General features: G+C 52.7%; 11 protein-coding genes. 7 read left to right on the top strand and 4 right to left on the bottom strand.

Translation table 11 applies throughout. The annotated features are described in order from the left end of the window. Positions 1-45: 45 nt before the first annotated feature. Both IPJ96_09325 and IPJ96_09320 read right to left on the bottom strand, forming a co-directional pair. Entirely contained in the window at positions 46-825 is a 780-nt protein-coding gene (locus tag IPJ96_09325; protein ID MBK7910547.1) for a C40 family peptidase, read from the bottom strand. Positions 826-899: 74 nt separating this feature from the next. After that, positions 900-2078, bottom strand: a complete 1179-nt coding sequence (locus IPJ96_09320; GenBank protein ID MBK7910546.1) for an acetyl-CoA C-acyltransferase — start codon at positions 2076-2078, stop codon at positions 900-902. A gap of 133 nt (positions 2079-2211) precedes the next feature. On the opposite strand from IPJ96_09320, the gene IPJ96_09315 reads away from it, so the two are divergent. From IPJ96_09315 to IPJ96_09295, 5 genes are all read left to right on the top strand, one after another. Beyond that, positions 2212-4308, top strand: coding sequence for an HDIG domain-containing protein (locus IPJ96_09315; protein ID MBK7910545.1), 2097 nt, complete (start codon positions 2212-2214; stop codon positions 4306-4308). Between the two features lie 30 nt (positions 4309-4338). Next, positions 4339-5103 (top strand): tRNA pseudouridine(38-40) synthase TruA, encoded by a 765-nt coding sequence (gene truA, locus IPJ96_09310; protein ID MBK7910544.1) that lies wholly within the window; start codon positions 4339-4341, stop codon positions 5101-5103. Further along, positions 5096-6886 (top strand): ABC transporter ATP-binding protein, encoded by a 1791-nt coding sequence (locus IPJ96_09305; GenBank protein MBK7910543.1) that lies wholly within the window; start codon positions 5096-5098, stop codon positions 6884-6886. The genes truA and IPJ96_09305 overlap by 8 nt, the downstream gene beginning before the upstream one ends. Positions 6887-7015: 129 nt before the next feature. Continuing rightward, positions 7016-7786: an outer membrane lipoprotein-sorting protein gene (locus tag IPJ96_09300; protein MBK7910542.1), complete on the top strand. Its 771-nt coding sequence runs from the start codon at positions 7016-7018 to the stop codon at positions 7784-7786. Positions 7787-7868: 82 nt separating this feature from the next. Beyond that, positions 7869-11033, top strand: coding sequence for a glycosyl hydrolase (locus IPJ96_09295; GenBank protein MBK7910541.1), 3165 nt, complete (start codon positions 7869-7871; stop codon positions 11031-11033). A gap of 65 nt (positions 11034-11098) precedes the next feature. Here IPJ96_09295 and IPJ96_09290 read toward each other — a convergent pair whose 3' ends face one another. Then, a complete protein-coding gene (locus tag IPJ96_09290; protein MBK7910540.1) occupies positions 11099-11965 on the bottom strand; it encodes a transglutaminase family protein in 867 nt (288 codons plus the stop codon). Positions 11966-12191: 226 nt separating this feature from the next. Between IPJ96_09290 and IPJ96_09285 the strand changes: the two genes are divergently transcribed. Both IPJ96_09285 and IPJ96_09280 read left to right on the top strand, forming a co-directional pair. After that, complete coding sequence (locus IPJ96_09285; GenBank protein MBK7910539.1) at positions 12192-15161, top strand: SBBP repeat-containing protein; 2970 nt, start codon at positions 12192-12194, stop codon at positions 15159-15161. An 8-nt stretch (positions 15162-15169) separates the two neighbouring features. Then, positions 15170-16753, top strand: a complete 1584-nt coding sequence (locus IPJ96_09280; GenBank protein MBK7910538.1) for a choice-of-anchor B family protein — start codon at positions 15170-15172, stop codon at positions 16751-16753. Here the strand turns inward: IPJ96_09280 and IPJ96_09275 are convergent, their stop codons facing one another. Beyond that, a complete protein-coding gene (locus IPJ96_09275; GenBank protein MBK7910537.1) occupies positions 16754-17632 on the bottom strand; it encodes a nucleoside phosphorylase in 879 nt (292 codons plus the stop codon). It lies immediately after the preceding gene. Positions 17633-17665 lie beyond the last annotated feature (33 nt).

Raw genomic sequence — 17665 nt, 5'->3', positions numbered from 1 at the left:
TTCCTAAAATGATCGCCTTCAGGCACCTAAGTGACCCGTAGGATCTTAGGGAAGATTCACATACCTGCGTATGGAATGAAGGCGGTGACTGAGTTGCCCGGTATCGGAATTCAAGATACCGGTAGCATCAAGTTCATCGATCCTGACACGGCCACTGGCATGCATGATCCGGCCACCGGGAAGTAAGATTCCGGTGTGAATGACTTTGCCCTCATCATTGGAAAAAAAAGCGAGGTCGCCTGCACGCGCTTCCTGGATATTTGGAACCGGTGTTCCTTGCTCGGATTGTTGCCATGCATCCCGCCGGATACGGATGCCGGAAAGTTTATAAACCATCTGGGTAAAGCCCGAGCAGTCGATTCCAAAGGGAGATTTTCCACCCCACAGATAAGGGGCGTGCAGGTACATATACGCATGTTCCAGCATGTGTACCGGGTCAGGCTTCGATAGCTGTGTTACGGAACCCTCATATAGGAAGGCAGTTCCGGATATCTTGAATTGCTTGTCATGATAGCCGGGCAGGCTGCTTCCGAGTACGACCGGAATCATCTGGTGCTGGTCCCAGACAACTAATTGAACGATGTCCAGTGTCACGGTTCGGGGGGCGCTCAAAATGGTGCGCACTTCCGATTCTTCCATGGCGCGCAATTGTTTCTTGTCAACCCATCCCGGATAATCGTCATCCAGCACTTTGATCTTTCGCCAATTGTCCTGTCGGTCTTGTATCTCCACCAGATCACCGAAGAGCAGCTGGGTAACGATTTCGCTTCGGTCGCTCGGTTCTTTTCTGACCGGCACTACACTTAAAGGGCAAATGGCAAACATGCGACTAAATTAATGCAAAACGGGAAAGGTTCCAGCGAGCCTTTCCCGTTTTACGAAAGCGAATGTCAACAGGTTCAAACCAATTCGATCACCATGGCGCTGGCTCCGCCGCCACCATTGCAGATACCGGCTGCACCGATCTTCGCACCGCGCTGCCTGAGCACGGAGATCAGGGTCACGACAATGCGCGCACCACTGGCTCCCAACGGATGTCCGAGTGAAACGGCACCACCGAACACGTTCACCCTGGCGGGATCGAGCTTCATCAGTTGATTGTTGGCGATCGCGACCACCGAGAACGCTTCGTTGATCTCGTAGTATTCGATCTGTTCGGGTTTGAGTCCGGCCTTTTCGATGGCGCGGGGGAGCGCTTTGGCAGGAGCCGTCGTAAACCATTCCGGTGCCTGCTGCGCATCCGCATACGAGCGGATCTTCGCGATCGGTCGAATACCGAGTTGATCGGCCTTTTCTTTACTCATGAGCACCAGTGCCGCTGCCCCGTCATTCAATTTGGATGCATTGGCTGCGGTTACCGTTCCGTCTTTCTGAAAGGCAGGTTTCAGGGAAGGCACTTTATCGGCCTTGAGATTCTTGTACTCCTCGTCTTCTGATACGACGATCGGATCTTTTCCGCGTACCGGCACGCTGATCGGCACGATCTCGTCTTTGAAGGCTCCGTTCTTGTAGGCTTCTACCGAACGACGGTAGGATTCCAGGGCATACGCATCCTGTTCCTCGCGGCTGATCTTGCACTCGGTGGCGCACAACTCGGCAGCGTTACCCATATGATAATCCTTGTACACATCCCATAGTCCGTCCTTCACCAGTCCGTCTGTAACCGACCCGTGTCCAAGTTTGTACCCGTTCCGTGCCTTGTCGAGGTAGTAGGGAACATTACTCATGCTCTCCATTCCTCCCGCGACCACGCAATCATTGTCGCCCAGCAGGATCGATTCTGCAGCAAGAGTTATCGCTTTCATGCCGGAGGCACATACTTTATTGATCGTCGTACCGGGTACGGTGTTCGGAAGCCCTGCGCCGATGGAGGCCTGGGTGACCGGTGCCTGACCGACTCCGGCAGAGAGTACATTGCCGAAATAAACTTCCTGAACTTCTTTCGGATCCAACTTGATGCGCTCCAGCGCCGCTTTGATGGCATGGGAGCCAAGCTGTGGGGCGGATAGGGCGGACAAGGTACCGCCGAAACTTCCGATCGGTGTACGAACTGCGGAGACGATATAGACTTCTTTCATGGTCTTGGTTTTGGGTGTGCAAAGGTAGCAAACTTAGTCCCACGGTGTTAGCCGGAGCCTGTTGAAATTTCCCTCCGACCATTCGCAGGAGCCTGGTTACTTTTATGCAGATTCGTCCTGTCGAGAACAAACCATGCGTCGTTTTTTTTCCCGGATCGCCAACCGACATGAACAGGTTTTCAAGTATTTCCTGTTCCTGCTGACAGTATTGCTGATTGTCGTCGCGCTTCCCAAGGAAACGCAATTCAACTATACCTATCAGAAGGGTAAACCCTGGCCATACGATAATCTGCTGGCTCCCTTTGATTATGCCATCACGAAGAACGAGGCGGAACTCAATGAAGAGCGGGCGGAAGTCCTGCGCACCATTCATCCCTTTTACCGGTTCAATACCGCGACGGAAGCGGAAAGGATCGACTTATTCAGGAAAAGCCTGAGTGAAACCTGGTCGGCGAAGTATGCGAACGGAAAGCGATCCCCCCGGGAACAGGAACAACTGGAACGTAATCGCGGCTTACAGGAAAGCATCGGAACCGAAGTGCTGCGGATGGTTTTCAGGAAGGGGGTTATCTTGTTGTCCGACCAGCCGGCAGGAAGAAATGATGACGGCATGCTCACCCTGGTCAATGGCAACGTGGCGGATGAACGGCCGGTCACCGACTTCTTTACGATCCAGACCGCGTACGAAGCGATCAATGATCAACTCAATTCACTGACTGCCGCTGATCAGGCGCTACTGGCGCCTTTGTTGGAGAATTCACTCGCGCACAACGTGCTCTTTGACGATCAGGCCACGCGTCAATGGACCCGACAGGTGCTCGATAAGATCTCCACCACCCGTGGCCTGGTCCAAAAGGATGAAGTCGTGATCCTGAAAGGGGAGGTGGTCGACGACAACCGTTTCCAGCGACTGGAATCGCTCAAGGCGGAGATGAAGAACCAGGAGATCACCGGCGCTTCCCGCTGGATGATGTTCCTCGGACACTTCCTACTCGTTTCGCTGGCGATTTCGATGCTGATATTGTTCCTGTACCAGTTCCGGAAGGAATTGTATGACGACCTGGCCAAAATCACCCTTTTGCTGTTGCTGTTGCTGCTCACGACCTATGTATTCCTGTGGGCCAGGAAGGTCAACCTCTTCGACATGTACATGGTGCCGGTCTGCATTCTGCCGATCGTCATTCGTGCTTTTTATGATACGCGGACGGCTCTGTTCACCCATATCGTCAGCCTGCTGATCATCGGGTTCGAAGCCCCGAGTGGTTTCGAATTCATGTTCATCCAAACCATTGCCGGCATGGTCGCGATCTTCACGATCGTCAGCATGAGTCGCCGGGTGCAGTTTTTCATCAGCGTTCTGATGATCTTCGCGGCTTATTCGATCGCCTTCGTCGGCGTGACCATCCTGCACGAAGCGAACTTCCGAAGCATCGACTGGATGAATCTCAAGTGGTTCGCAGCCAATTCGGTGCTGACACTGTTCGCTTTCCCGCTCATTTTCATTTTCGAGAAGACCTTTGGTTTCCTGTCCGATGTCTCCTTAATGGAACTGGCGGATTCCAATTCCCCCTGGCTGCGGGAATTGGCCTATAAGGCCCCCGGGACCTTCCAGCATTCGCTCCAGGTAGCCAACCTGGCCGAGGCGGTGACATTCAAGATCGGGGGTAATCCACTGCTCGTCCGCGCAGGCGCTTTGTATCACGATATCGGCAAGATGGAGCGCCCGCTTTATTTCATCGAAAACCAGAACTCCGAATTCAATCCGCACGATGAACTCTCGTTTGAAGAAAGCGCCCGTATCATCAAAGACCACGTCATTCGCGGAATCGAGATCGCCAAACAACGGAAACTTCCTGAGCCGATCATCGATTTTATCCGGACCCATCATGGAACAAGCGTACTGCAGTATTTCTATCACAGTTTTCTGAAGAACTTCCCTGAGAAAGTACCCAACGAGGAATTGTTTCATTACCCGGGTCCGTTGCCCTTTTCCCGGGAGACGGTCGTGCTCATGATGGCCGATTCCGTGGAAGCTGCATCCCGCAGTTTGAAGAACGCCACGGCGGAGAATATCTCCAACCTGGTCGACAATATTATCGATCATCAGATGAGCCAGGGTCAATTCATCAATGCTCCCATTACCCTCAAAGACATCAGCGACATCCGGAAAATTTTCAAAAAGATGTTGATGAGCATTTATCATGTGAGGATCGAGTATCCGCGGACTTAATCGGTCTTCGACGTACCTTTGTCGACCACAATGTCCCGGTACTTCTTAGAAATCGCGTACGATGGCTCGGCTTACCACGGCTGGCAGGTCCAATTGAATGCCCTGACCGTCCAGGAGGTCGTCGACAATCGTCTTTCAACACTTTTACAGGAAACGGTAACATCTGTAGGTTGTGGACGAACGGATACCGGAGTGCATGCGGAACAGTTTTATCTGCACTTCGATTTGCAGGAGCCACTTCCACAGGATCGGGACCTGGTGCATCAACTCAACCGGGTGCTCCCGGACGACATCGTGGCGCTTCGCTTGTTGCCGGTAGCGACAGACGCGCACGCCCGATTCGATGCGGTGGAACGTGTTTACCAGTATCGAATCATACACCGCAAGGATCCGTTCAAGCGTTTCCGGTACACTTATCTTCCTTACTTCCCGGATTATTCCATCATGAACCGCGTTGCCGGCTCACTGATCGGGAAACATGACTTCAGTTGTTTCAGTAAAGCCCATACGCAAACACTGACCAACGATTGCACGGTCAACCGGGCTGTTTGGAAAGAGGAACCCGGCGGAACGTACTGCTTCGAGATCAGCGCGGATCGTTTTTTACGCAATATGGTGCGCGCAGTCGTAGGTACCCTGCTGGAAGTAGGACAAGGAAGAATGAATGAACCGGAGTTTCAGGCTTTGTTGCAGGAAGGCAATCGTCAGGATGCCGGAAAGTCGATGCCTGCGCACGGTCTGAGTCTGGTGTCGGTCAGGTATCCGTATGTTCAGGATGGGAGGAAGGATGGCTGATCAACCCGTAGCCGGCAGGGCGTTTGACGTGAACATCCTGAAGCGGATCTTCCGGTTTACAAAGCCATATCGTAAAGGTTTCTACTTAAGTGTAGGCCTGACCTTGCTGCTCGCGGTGCTGGGTCCATTGCGCCCGATGCTGGTGCAGTACACAGTCGATACCTATATCAGTCGGTTTGACGGGCAGGGACTGTTGTACATGAGCCTGATCCTCGTGGGATTGCTGCTTGCACAGTCGGCCGTACAGTATTTCCATACTTATCTGACCAATTGGATCGGCCAGGCGGTCATACGGGACCTGCGCATCGAGTTGTTTCGGCATATACTCAGGCTCCGGCTGAAGTTTTTCGATCGTACACCGATCGGTACGTTGGTAACCCGCAGTATCAGCGATATGGAAACCATTGCCGATATCTTCTCGGAAGGCCTGATTGTCATCATCGGCGACCTGCTGCAACTGGTGGTGATTATTGTTTTCATGTTTGCGATTGACTGGAAACTCAGCCTGATCAGTTTGTCGACGATCCCGATCCTCTTGTTCGCAACCCGTTTTTTCCAGAAAGGGATACGAGACTCTTTCCGGGACGTACGGACGCAAGTGGCGGCGCTCAATAGTTTTGTCCAGGAGCATCTGACGGGCATGAGCATCGTTCAAGTCTTTAACCGGGAGGACGAAGAACTACGCCGCTTCAAGCAGATCAACCGGGAACACCGGTCGGCCAATATCCGATCGGTCTGGTACTACTCGATTTTTTTTCCGGTGGTCGAGATCCTGACCGCCGCATCGATCGGATTGTTGGTCTGGTGGGGGGCTCGCGGGGTCATACAGGAGACCGCATCGGTCGGTAATGTGATCGCCTTCATCATGTACATCAACATGATCTTCCGGCCCATCCGGGAATTGGCGGATAAGTTCAATACCCTCCAAATGGGAGTCGTAAGTTCCGAGCGCGTCTTCAGACTGCTGGATCAGCAGGAGTTCATTTCTGACAAGGGAACCGGTTCAGCCGATCATATCCGGGGAAGCATTGAATTCCGGAACGTCTGGTTTGCTTACAAAGATCCGGCGCCGGATGCAGACCCTGCCGAACCGGACTGGATCCTTCGTGACCTCGATCTGAACATCGAAGCCGGGAAAATGATCGCACTTGTAGGAGCCACGGGAGCGGGCAAGTCCTCGGTCATCAACCTGATCGGTCGCCAATACGAGTTCCAGCGCGGCGAGATCCGGATCGATGGGTCGGATGTCCGATCTTTTTCCCTCGACAGTCTGCGCCGTAACATCGCCATGGTCATGCAGGATGTTTTCCTGTTTTCGGACACGATCCACAACAACATTACCCTCTATGACCCATCCATCAGCAGGGAGCAGGTGGAAGAGGCTGCCAAAAGAGTGGGCGCACATCGTTTCATCGAACGGCTCCCGGGAGGATACGACTTCAACGTCATGGAGCGCGGAGCCATGCTATCGGTCGGCCAGCGACAGTTATTATCGTTCATCCGGGCGTATGTGTTCAATCCCAGGATCCTGATCCTCGACGAGGCGACCAGTTCCATCGATGCTGAGTCGGAGGCCCTGATCCAACAGGCTACTGAAGTGCTGACCAGCAATCGAACGTCGATCGTGGTGGCACATCGGTTGGCGACTATTCAGAAGGCTGATAAGATCGTGGTGCTGGATCATGGCCGCAAGATGGAGGAAGGGACGCATGCGGAACTGATGCGGCGCGATGGAATATACCGCAAGCTGTATGAAGTTCAGTTTTCCGATATTTTACAATAACCTTCCGGCTATTTGACTGTTATGGTTGGGATCGGTTTGCGGTTGGTCGCAACTTCTGTACCTTAACCTTTCATTAACCTCCGGCTGCCGGACAATTCACTTAGTTTGTAACCATCATCCATTCAACCCATGAAAACAAAAATCATTCTTCTCATCGCCCTCTGCCTCGGAGCATTCGTTCAAGTAAAGGCACAAACGGCCGATGAGATCGTTGACAAGTACGTAGCCGCCACCGGTGGCGCTGACCGTTGGTCCAAATTGAAAACCGTACGCATGAGCGGAAGCCTTGACCTGGCGCCCGGTATGAAAGCTCCCTTTACCATCGCCATGATGGACCGGACCAAAATGCGGTTCGAACTGGAAATCCAGGGAATGAAGATGATCCAGGCGCTGGATGGTGATTCCGGTTGGAAGGTCATGCCGTTCCAGGGTAAGACCGATCCCGAGCGCATGTCGGAGGAAGAAATTCGCTCTTCCAAAGAGCAGGCCGACTATACCGGTGACCTCTATGATTACAAGGCCAAAGGGAGTGTAGTGGAACTGCTCGGCAAGGAAGACATGGAAGGTACCGAGACCTTTAAACTCAAAGTCACCAAGAAGAATGGCGACGTAAAATACATGTACATCGATGCGACCTCTTTCCTCGCCTTGAAAGAGACCAGCAAACAGAAATTCAATGATAAAGAAGTGGAGATGTCCACCATCAACTCCAACTTCCAGACGGTCGATGGCATCACGCTTCCGTTCTCCATTGAAATGCGTGGCGGCGATGACCAGCAGGGTGGAGGTCAGGCGATGACGTTCGACAAGATTGAGATCAATCCGGTCATTGATGCCAAGCTGTTTGTCATGCCGGCCATGAGTTCGGCGACGGCACCGGCTGCCGGCGAAACGAAGTAATTCAACAACCACATTAGGGGAGGGCATTTTCAGGCTGCTTGTTTGCTGAAGATGCCCTTTCTGTTTACCTAAAATTTCTGCCATGAAACGAATCATTACCATGCTTGCTCTGGTAACTGGATACCTGAGCGCAGGTGCGCAAAACGCCCCGAAAGTAACCAGTAGTCTCTTCGGCATGATGGAGGCGCGGTCGATCGGTCCTGCCGTGATGGGCGGACGTATCACGTCCATCGATGCCAATGTCAAAGACCCGAGGATCGTGTACGTGGGTACGGCCGGTGGCGGAATCTGGAAGACGATCAATGGAGGGGCTTCATTCAAATCAGTGTTCGATAAATATTGTCAGAGCATTGGCGCGCTGACCATCGATCAGGGGCATCCGGAAACCATCTGGGCCGGCACCGGAGAGTCCAACATGCGTAACAGCGTATCGATCGGAAACGGAATTTATCTGACGACCGATGGAGGCGATAACTGGACCCGGATGGGGCTCGACTCGACCGAGCACATTGCCCGGATCCTGATCCATCCCCGCGATCCGAAAACCGTCTATGTGGCAGCTCCCGGTCCGCTCTGGAGCGACAGTCCGCATCGCGGTCTCTACAAGACATCGGATGGCGGAAAAACATGGGAAAAGATCCTCTACACGGATGTGAAAACCGGTTGTGCCGAGGTAGTCATGGATCCTTCGAATCCGGATGTGCTGTATGCCAGCATGTGGCAATTCCGTCGCAAACCATTCGCATTCGCTTCCGGCGGTCCCGGCAGTGCGCTCTATAAAAGTTCCGATGGCGGTAAGACCTGGAAAAAGCTGACCAAGGGTCTGCCGACCGGTGAGATCGGACGCGTAGCATTGGCACTGGCTCCCAGCGCGTCCTCGAATCTCTTTGCCATCGTAGAAGCGAAGAAGACGAGCTTGTACCTCTCTACAGATTCCGGTGAGTCGTGGCAGGAGCAAAGTTCGAACTTCAATGTGGAAGCCCGACCCTTCTATTTTTCGACCATTGCCGTCGATCCGGCTAATCCCAAGCGGGTTTATCGCCCGGCCTTCTCCATGAGTTTTTCCGACGATGGAGGACGTTCCTGGTCCGACCCTGCCAACACCAGCGGATGGGTGCACAGCGACCATCATGCGATCTGGATCAATCCTGCCAACCCTTCTCAGATATACCTCGGAACGGATGGTGGTGTTTACATGAGCCTGGACAGGGCTAACAACTTCATTTTCCTCAACAATATTCCGGTTGGTCAGTTTTACCATGTCGAGATTGACAATGGTCAGCCTTACAACGTCTTCGGTGGTCTGCAGGACAATGGTTCGTGGATGGGACCTTCGCAAAGTATCGGCGGGATCGAGAACGGCGATTGGATGAACGTCGGTGGTGGTGACGGATTTTGGGTTCAGCGCGACCGCCTGGATTCGAATTTCATCTATTCGGAATATCAGGGAGGACATGCCTTTCGCGTGGATCTTCGAACGAACGAATACGCCGACATCCAACCCAAGGAGCGGATGGGCGATCCGAAATTCCGTTTCAACTGGAACACCCCGCTGTACCTGAGTCCGAACGATCCGAGCAAGCTTTATATGGGCGCTCAGTTCCTTTTCCTTTCCCGTGATCGCGGCCGAACCTGGGAGCGTATCTCCTCCGACCTGACCACGAATGACCCGAACAAACAAAAGCAGGAGGAAAGCGGCGGCGTTACGACCGATAACTCGTCTGCCGAGAACCACTGTACCATCTTTACCATCGCTGAATCGCCGCTTGACGGCAATCAGATCTGGGTCGGAACCGATGACGGAAATCTCCAGGTGAGTACGGACGGTGGCAAGACCTGGACAAAAGTCAATGGTAACATCAACGGCATGCCGGCACAGACCTGGGTCAGCAGCATCGAGCCTTCGCGATTCGACAAGAACACGGTCTATGCAACCTTCGACAATCACATGTACGGCGACATGAATACGTATGCAGCCGTATCCAAGGACCTTGGCAAGACCTGGACTACGTTCAACCTGAGCGAACTCAAAGCCGGCTTTGCTCACAAGATCCGTGAGGACCTGATCAATCGGAATTTGCTTTGGTTGGGCACCGAGTGGGGATTGCATGTATCTCTGGATGGTGGCAGCTCCTGGACCACGTTTAATGCCAAAGTGCCTCCGACGCCAGTACGCGATATCCAGATCCACCCGAAGACCAATGACCTGGTTTTGGCCACGCACGGCAGAAGCATTCTGGTGGTCGATGACATCTCTCCCTTGCGTCAGTTGACTTCAGATGTAATGTCCAGCGATCTGGCCTTCCTGCCCACCCGCGATTTTGCAGTCTCCAACGGCCGCTATGGCGGGGCTTTCCCAAGTGCCGGGGGATACGTCGGGCAGAATTCTTCCGAAGACGCCCAGATCATCTATTACCTGAAGGATCGGGTAACCACCGGTGACTTGAAAATTGAAATCTTCGATGCCTCCGGTAAATCCTACGGAACTGTTCCCGCCACCAAACGGAAAGGGATTAACAAGATCAGTTGGGGGATGCGGCAGAAGCCGCCGCGCGTGGCACGTGGCGTCAGACTCGATGGGGCAGGTTTCTTCGGCCCTTTGTGCGAACCGGGCAGCTATACGGTAAAACTCACCAAGGGCGATAAAACGTACACGCACACCTTGCGCTTAGTAGAGGATATGACCTTGCCCCACAGCATGGAAGACCGTTCTTTGCAACGCAAGACGGTTCGGGAGATCATGCAGCTTTCGGAAGAACTGGCCTTGCTGACCGAGCAGGTATGGCGGTCGCGAGACGATGCGCGGGCAATGGCCGATTCGATCAAGAATGGTTCTTTGAAGAAGTCCTTGACGTCCTATGCAGACAAGATGGAGAAGATCCGCAAGGAACTGATCGCGACGAAAGAGGGGCAGTCGATCACCGGTGAGGAGCGGCTGCGGGAGAAGACCAGTGAATTGTACGGCAGCGTGGCCGGCTACCTGGGCAGACCCAACACAGCACAGATGGAAAAATTCGCTTACCTGCGTTCCCAGTTGAACGACCAACAAAAAGCAGCCAAACAGGTTTGGGATTCCGACCTTGCAAAGTTGAACACGCAATTGAAGGCGGCTGGTTTTAAGTCGATCGATCTGATCGATAAAGCCGCGTTTGATAAGATGGACAATACCTCAACAGCTTCCGGTGGTAAGCAGGGATTCACCTGGACGCCGGCTGGTGTGGAAGGTGTCTTTTTACTGAACGATTGATAATATCACCCAAGAAAAAAGCCGTGATGTACTAGTACATCACGGCTTTTTTTATTACGCCCAACTCAGGACTTAAGATCGGTCGCTTTCATCAACTGTTCCAACTCCTGGACTTTGTCCATGAAGCCAAGTTTATGATAGGAATTCATCAGATTGCGGATCAGCCGCTGGATCATATCCAGGTTCGTGCAAGGTTCATAGAAGGAACGGTCGGGCATGATCTTCAACTGCTGAAGAAACAAGTCGATCTCTTTGCGATGGAAAACATCCCCTTTGCTGAACGGGTTGACATAGAAGAGTACCTGACCTGCTGAACCTGATCCGGGATCGGCGTCTTCTTTGTAACAGAGGATGAAGTGCTCAGGCAGATTGACACCGTAAACCGGAATTCCGGCACCCTGAGCGACTTCCTGATACAGGATGCTCAACATAAGCGGATTTCCTTTACGGGATTCCAGTGCTATGTTGATAAAGGAATTTTGAGGAGCGTGGTAGTGCTGTGTGTTGCCGGAGAACCCGTGGATCTCGAAAAACACCCGATTCAGTACCCGGATCTGCTCCAGAGCCGTGAGTCCGTCGTTCACTTCCAGCCAGACATCTTTACGGATCTTTTCCAGTTGACTGCGAATATCCGCCTCTTTGAGCTCCGGGTATTGGTAACGTGCAACCATGACCGTTGCCTTGATGAGGTCCTGAGCGCCGGTTTCGACCCATACACGCAATTCACGCTGTAGGTCTTCGAACTGGATACGGTGGATGATATTTTCAATCCGTTGCTGCATCAACGCGTCCAGCGAGCCACCCCAGGCTTTTTCAAGAAAGGGGATGACGGGCTTGCCATAATGCAACAGACGTTGTTCGATCTGGGTGAAGATCTCCGAATCAGAATCATCCAGAAGTCGGATAAGGGCAGCGATTTCGTTATAGTCCATACGTCGGTTTTCCTGACCAGTTTAACCGAAGCGAGGCCCTGCAGGATACACCGGAAACAAAACCGTTTTCAACATAAACATGTTGGAACCCCGGAAAGCCTTGCCTGGAGCGGGAATCCGGGATTAAAATGCGGCCAAACCGGTTGAAAATCCGACATTCCCGTGATCGCCGGCGCGGCAGATTCCACTATTTTTGCAGTTCATTCGAATAAGAAAACCCTTCTACATGAAACAAATTTGTTCCATTGCCCTGGTATTGATCTCCTTAGTACTGAGCAACAGCCTGCTGGCACAAGGCAGCCTGATGTGGTCATCCGGTTATGCCGGCTCCGGGGACAATTCAGACCGCTTCAACAAGATCATTTCAGACGATAATTCCGGATCGTTGATCGCAGTTGGATACGAAATGCGCGAAGGCAATTACCGTGACTTTCTAACCGTGAAATTCAATGCAAGCGGGGATACGCTCTGGAAGCGGACCTACGACGGGTTTGCAAAAGGGGATGACGAAGCGACTGCGGTAGCGGTCGACGTACTTGGGAATATTTTTGTGACCGGATATGCCGACTGGGATACGCAACAGGATAACATCCTGCTGCTCAAGTATGACGCGAGTGGAAATCTGGTTTGGGCCACCAACTGGAATGGCAGTTCTTACTACGATGATATGCCAACGGTCATCGCCATCGATCCTTCGGGCGACGTGGTCGTGACCGGTTACACGGAACCGGATACGGTAACCGGCAGCCAGGATTACATTACACTCAAGTTCGCATCCGCGAATGGATCATTAACCTGGCAGGCGCAGTACAACCGTCCCGGTGTTACGAGTGGCAAAGACGAAGCCTATGGCCTTGCGGTCGATGGGCTGGGAGATGTTTACGTTACCGGCCGCAGCTCCAATGGTACGGATGATGACATTGTCACCATCAAATACGCTGGAAGTACGGGCATCCCGGCCTGGACGGTCATCTACAATTCCGGCAACGGTGACGACCGGGGGCTTGGTCTTGTGCTCGACAACGCGGGCAACGTACTGGTGACCGGTCGGAATGATAATGGCAACAATGACGACATCCGCACCATCAAGTATAATTCCAACGGCGTCCTGCAGTGGAGCAAGTTCTACAATGGCCCCGCCAACCAGAACGATCGTGGTCTCGCGATCGCGGTGGATGGTTCGAACAATGTGTATGTGACGGGTCAGTCGGATGTCGACAATTCCGCCGTTACCGATTATGACATTGTTACGGTAAAGTACAATGCTTCGGGCGTCGCGCAGTGGGCGAGGGTGGAAGCCGGGAACGCGCTGCAGGATGACATCCCTTCCGCCATCGCGGTGGATGGGGCTGGTAACGCGATTGTGACCGGAAAGAGCGACCAGGATCCCAACGCGCTCGTTACCGACAACTCCTACATAACTATTTTGTACAATACGGCCGGCGTGAAACAATGGACCATGTTGTATGCAGGTAGTCGTACCGGAGGAAGTGATATTTCTTCCTCGGTTTGTATTGGAGGCTCTTCCATTTACATCGCGGGCGGTTCCGAGAATACGGTCACCCAAAAGGATGCTACCGCGATCAAATATGATTATTCCGGCAATGAAGTATGGGTGAGATCCTATAATGGTAAGGGGGATTTTTCCGAAAGCGCTCGCGCCATTGTGGTGGATGCCAACAACCGGTCTTATGCAGCCGGTTATACGTTCCACGAAGATGACAGACGGGATATTTTGCTGGTCTCGTTCGATTTGAACGGCGACACCCTTTGCCGCTATCGGTACAACGGTTCCAATGACGATGACGATGAGCTGAGTGCCGTTGGTATCGATGCCAGCGGATATGTCTATGCCGCCGGTTATACCAAATCAATCGATCAGAAAAGTGATTTCTTCACGATGAAGTGGGATCCTGCAACCTGTGATACCGTCTGGACCCGGAAGTACAATGGGGCCGTAAGTCAGGCGGATAGGATAGAGGATATGGTGGTCGACCCTGCGGGGTTTGTGTATGTTACGGGTCGTTCGGATACCGATCTGAATGATACCCTTGACAACAACGATATCGTGACCATTAAGTACGATGCCAACGGTAACCAGCTCTGGTTAAGGTCCTACAACGGTACCGGCAACCTGCGCGACGAACCTTCCCGCATCATCTTCGATAATTCCGGCAACATCCTGGTCACAGGACGTGCGGAGAATATCCAGAATGACGACTTCATCGTGCTGAAGTACGACCCGTCGACTGGAAATCCGGTATGGGCTTCCCCCGCTCTCTACAACGGTCCCTTTGCAAACGATGATCGTGCACTTGATATCACGGTGAATTCAGCCAATGAGATCTTTGTCGCCGGTTACAGTCAGACCGGACAGGGAAGTTCTCCGGACGACGCAGCTATCGTCAAATTCGATGTGAACGGAAATTTTGCCGGCTTCTTCGGCTACGATGGTTTGGGAACAGGAAACGACCAGGCGATCAACCTGACCCACGACGCTTCCGATAACATCATTGCCACGTTCCAGACTGATGTTGATCCGGACCCGATCCTCGCGAACTACAATATTCTCACGATCAAATTCGACAGCAACCTCAACCAGGTGTGGACCAGCCCGCCGGAATACAATTCCCCGGTAAATGGCGACGATCTGCCGATCGACCTTGCGGTTAACTCCTCCGGTGATGTTTTTGTTGTCGGTGCAAGTGAAGCCGACACCATTGCAGCGCGTGTTAACCGGAATTGGGTCATTATCCGATACACACCAGCCGGTACGCAAAGTTGGGTGACAACCGTCGACGGTACCGGGGCCGATGATGATGAACCAAACGCAGTGGCGTTGCGTGGAACTTCGTTGTGGGTAACGGGTTATACCGTGGGTGCCGGAACACAAAAGGACCTGACCGTGAACCGCTATGATATTTCCACAAGCATCAGTTTCCCCGATCGTGTGGACATCATGCTGTCTGCTTTCCCCAACCCCATGACTGCATCGGCAACACTCGATTTCGCCAAGCCGCTGACCGCTGGTTCGGTGCTCGAAGTCTCGGATATCACCGGCAAACTGGTGCAACGCCGAAGCGTCAGCGGAAGCCGCGTCCTGATCGAACGCAATGAGTGGGATTCCGGGCTCTATCTGGTTTCCGTCAGCACACCGGATGGCGACCGCTATCTGGCTAAATTGATCGTACAATAACACCTGCCATGCGCGCAAGCTTGCTTTCCTTCATCCTCTTACTGACCTTGACAACAGCAGGCTTCGCACAAAGAAACCTGAGTATCCGGTCGACTTTGCAGATTCCCGGACAAACCCTGGCCGGTTGTTGGCACTACGAGGATGGTTCAGGAAAGATCTATGCATTGGTAGGCGCGGCACAGGGGATCATCATCATAGACATTACTGATCCGTCCAGCCCGCAGCAACTGTTTCAACTTCCGGGAGCAAGCAGCCTTTGGCACGAAGTCAAAGTGCAGGGAGATTATGCATACGCCGTCAGCGAAGGAGTCGATTCACTTGGCATCAAGAACGGTTTGCAGATCATCGATTTGCGCTTTCTGCCCGATAGTGCGCCCAACAAGTTCTGGCAAGGCGACGGAGCTTGGGCCGGACAATTGTTGACCGGTCATACGGTCACTACCGCAGGAAACTTTGTGTACGTGAACGGGCACAACCTTTCTTCGCTTGGGCGCGGTGTATTCATCGCCGACATCAGTGATCCCTGGAACCCAACGTATGTGGGGGCTGTGACCAGCCGGTACTGTCACGACAGTTATGTACGCGGCGATACGATCTGGACCAGTGACATTATCGATGGTCTGTTTTCTGTCTACGATATCACCAACCGGCAAAATCCCATCCTGCTCGCGACTCAGCAGACTCCCGGTCAATTCAACCACAACAGTTGGCTGAGTGATGACGGACGCACGCTTTTCACTACCGACGAACGTTCGAATGAACCCCTGGCCGCCTTTGATGTCAGCGACCTGAGCAACATTTCCCTGTTGGATGAGTTCTACAATGAAAAGATGTCCTCCGCGGAAGTTCATAATGTCAGGGTAATCAACGACTACCTGATCAATCCGAGCTACGGAAGTCAACTCACCATCGCCGATGCATCCGATCCGGAGAACCTCATTGAAGTTGCGAATTTCCCTACCGGTTCTTCCCTGTGTTGGGACGCGGATCCTTATCTAAGCAATGGATTGATCATTGCGACGGATATGTCGTCCGGTATCTTCTATGTCTTTGAACCGAACTATGTTCGTGCTGCCCGCCTGGAAGGAACCGTAACCGATAGTGTGTCCGGACTACCCTTGAGCGATGTGGCGGTGGAATTGCTTTCAACAACACGCCCGGTGCGAAATACCAATTTGCTTGGAAAGTATAAGACGGGCATTGTCGATGCAGGTGCTTATACGGTGCGGTTCAGTAGAGCGGGCTACCAGACAAAAGATGTCACCGGAGTCAATCTGGTGAACGGTTCCCTACTCACCCTGGATGTTCAATTGGTTTCCTCTTCCATCGGTATTGAAGAGCATGACCAATATGCGGCTTTGGTTGCATTCCCCAGTCCGGTAGATGAGTTCCTAAACATTCGACTTGCTTCCAACGCGCCCGTGGATTGGATGATCTCGGATAGCCAGGGGCGACTTGTTTCGCAAGGGGAAATGGTGCCTGCTGCTGGCTTCCTGGTCCTTCCGGTGAACGAACTCTCGCAGGGAGTCTATTCGATTCGCCTGTCGCAGTCGTCTCAGCTTCGTCAAGGACGGTTTATCGTAGCTCGTTGATCATAGTCCGGCAGCGATCCGGTCGAGCACCGTTTCTATCAGGCGGTTCATCGTCTCATCCCCTTTGTGGGTATGTTCATTGGTGATCCGGTTGGCCACAATGGCATTGATAGAGCAACAATGATGGCCCAGTATCCTGGCCAGTCCGTACATGGCCCCGGTTTCCATCTCGAAGTTGGTGATCCGGTGTTCGCCCAAGCGGAAGCTGTGCAGCGTTTCAATAAAATTCGGCCGGGCCAATTCATAACGCAGCACACGACCTTGAGGGGCGTAAAATCCAGAGCATGAAGCAGTTATCCCTTTAAACATCCCTTCTGAAAGCGCCATCTCCAATTTGTTGGAGCAGCGTGCCAGGTAGGATTGGGGAAGGATACCTTCATTGGGGTAATGATGCCTGAAAGCTTCCACGATTTGCTGTTCCTCCTGGTCGTTTTTCAATCGGTAGAAGTTGAGCAATCCGTCCAGTCCCAGACCAAACCTGGAAAAAACGAATCCGTCGACCGGGATCTCTTTTTGGAGGGAGCCTGAGGTCCCGATCCGGATGAGGTTGAGTGACTTAAGTTGTGGCTGGATCTCGCGCTTTCGTAGATCGATGTTGACCAGGGCGTCCAGTTCGTTGTAGACAATATCGATATTGTCTGTACCGATACCCGTAGATAAAACGGTGATTCGCTTGCTTTTATAGGTTCCGGTATGCGTAACGAATTCCCGTTTCTGTTTACGCACTTCGATCGAATCGAAGAACTTCGAAACCATACCGACCCGGTCAGGATCACCCACGTTGATGACTGTATCTGCAATTTCCTCCGGATGCAGGTTGAGATGATAGACACTGCCGTCTGAATTCAAAATGAGTTCGGATTCGGGTATTTTGCTCATCTGAGGGTTTCCGTTATTTTTGCTCACAAGATA

The sequence above is a fragment of the Bacteroidota bacterium genome (assembly GCA_016713765.1).
Classification (GTDB): Bacteria; Bacteroidota; Bacteroidia; order AKYH767-A; family 2013-40CM-41-45; genus Pollutiaquabacter; species Pollutiaquabacter aromativorans.
This window is presented reverse-complemented; position numbering and strand designations above follow the sequence as displayed.

Coding starts and splice junctions, on each gene's coding strand:
- IPJ96_09325 (MBK7910547.1), bottom strand. CDS start 825: ATGTTTGCCATTTGCCCTTTAAGTGTAGTGCCGGTCAGAAAAGAACCG.
- IPJ96_09320 (MBK7910546.1), bottom strand. CDS start 2,078: ATGAAAGAAGTCTATATCGTCTCCGCAGTTCGTACACCGATCGGAAGT.
- IPJ96_09315 (MBK7910545.1), top strand. CDS start 2,212: ATGCGTCGTTTTTTTTCCCGGATCGCCAACCGACATGAACAGGTTTTC.
- truA (MBK7910544.1), top strand. CDS start 4,339: ATGTCCCGGTACTTCTTAGAAATCGCGTACGATGGCTCGGCTTACCAC.
- IPJ96_09305 (MBK7910543.1), top strand. CDS start 5,096: ATGGCTGATCAACCCGTAGCCGGCAGGGCGTTTGACGTGAACATCCTG.
- IPJ96_09300 (MBK7910542.1), top strand. CDS start 7,016: ATGAAAACAAAAATCATTCTTCTCATCGCCCTCTGCCTCGGAGCATTC.
- IPJ96_09295 (MBK7910541.1), top strand. CDS start 7,869: ATGAAACGAATCATTACCATGCTTGCTCTGGTAACTGGATACCTGAGC.
- IPJ96_09290 (MBK7910540.1), bottom strand. CDS start 11,965: ATGGACTATAACGAAATCGCTGCCCTTATCCGACTTCTGGATGATTCT.
- IPJ96_09285 (MBK7910539.1), top strand. CDS start 12,192: ATGAAACAAATTTGTTCCATTGCCCTGGTATTGATCTCCTTAGTACTG.
- IPJ96_09280 (MBK7910538.1), top strand. CDS start 15,170: ATGCGCGCAAGCTTGCTTTCCTTCATCCTCTTACTGACCTTGACAACA.
- IPJ96_09275 (MBK7910537.1), bottom strand. CDS start 17,632: ATGAGCAAAATACCCGAATCCGAACTCATTTTGAATTCAGACGGCAGT.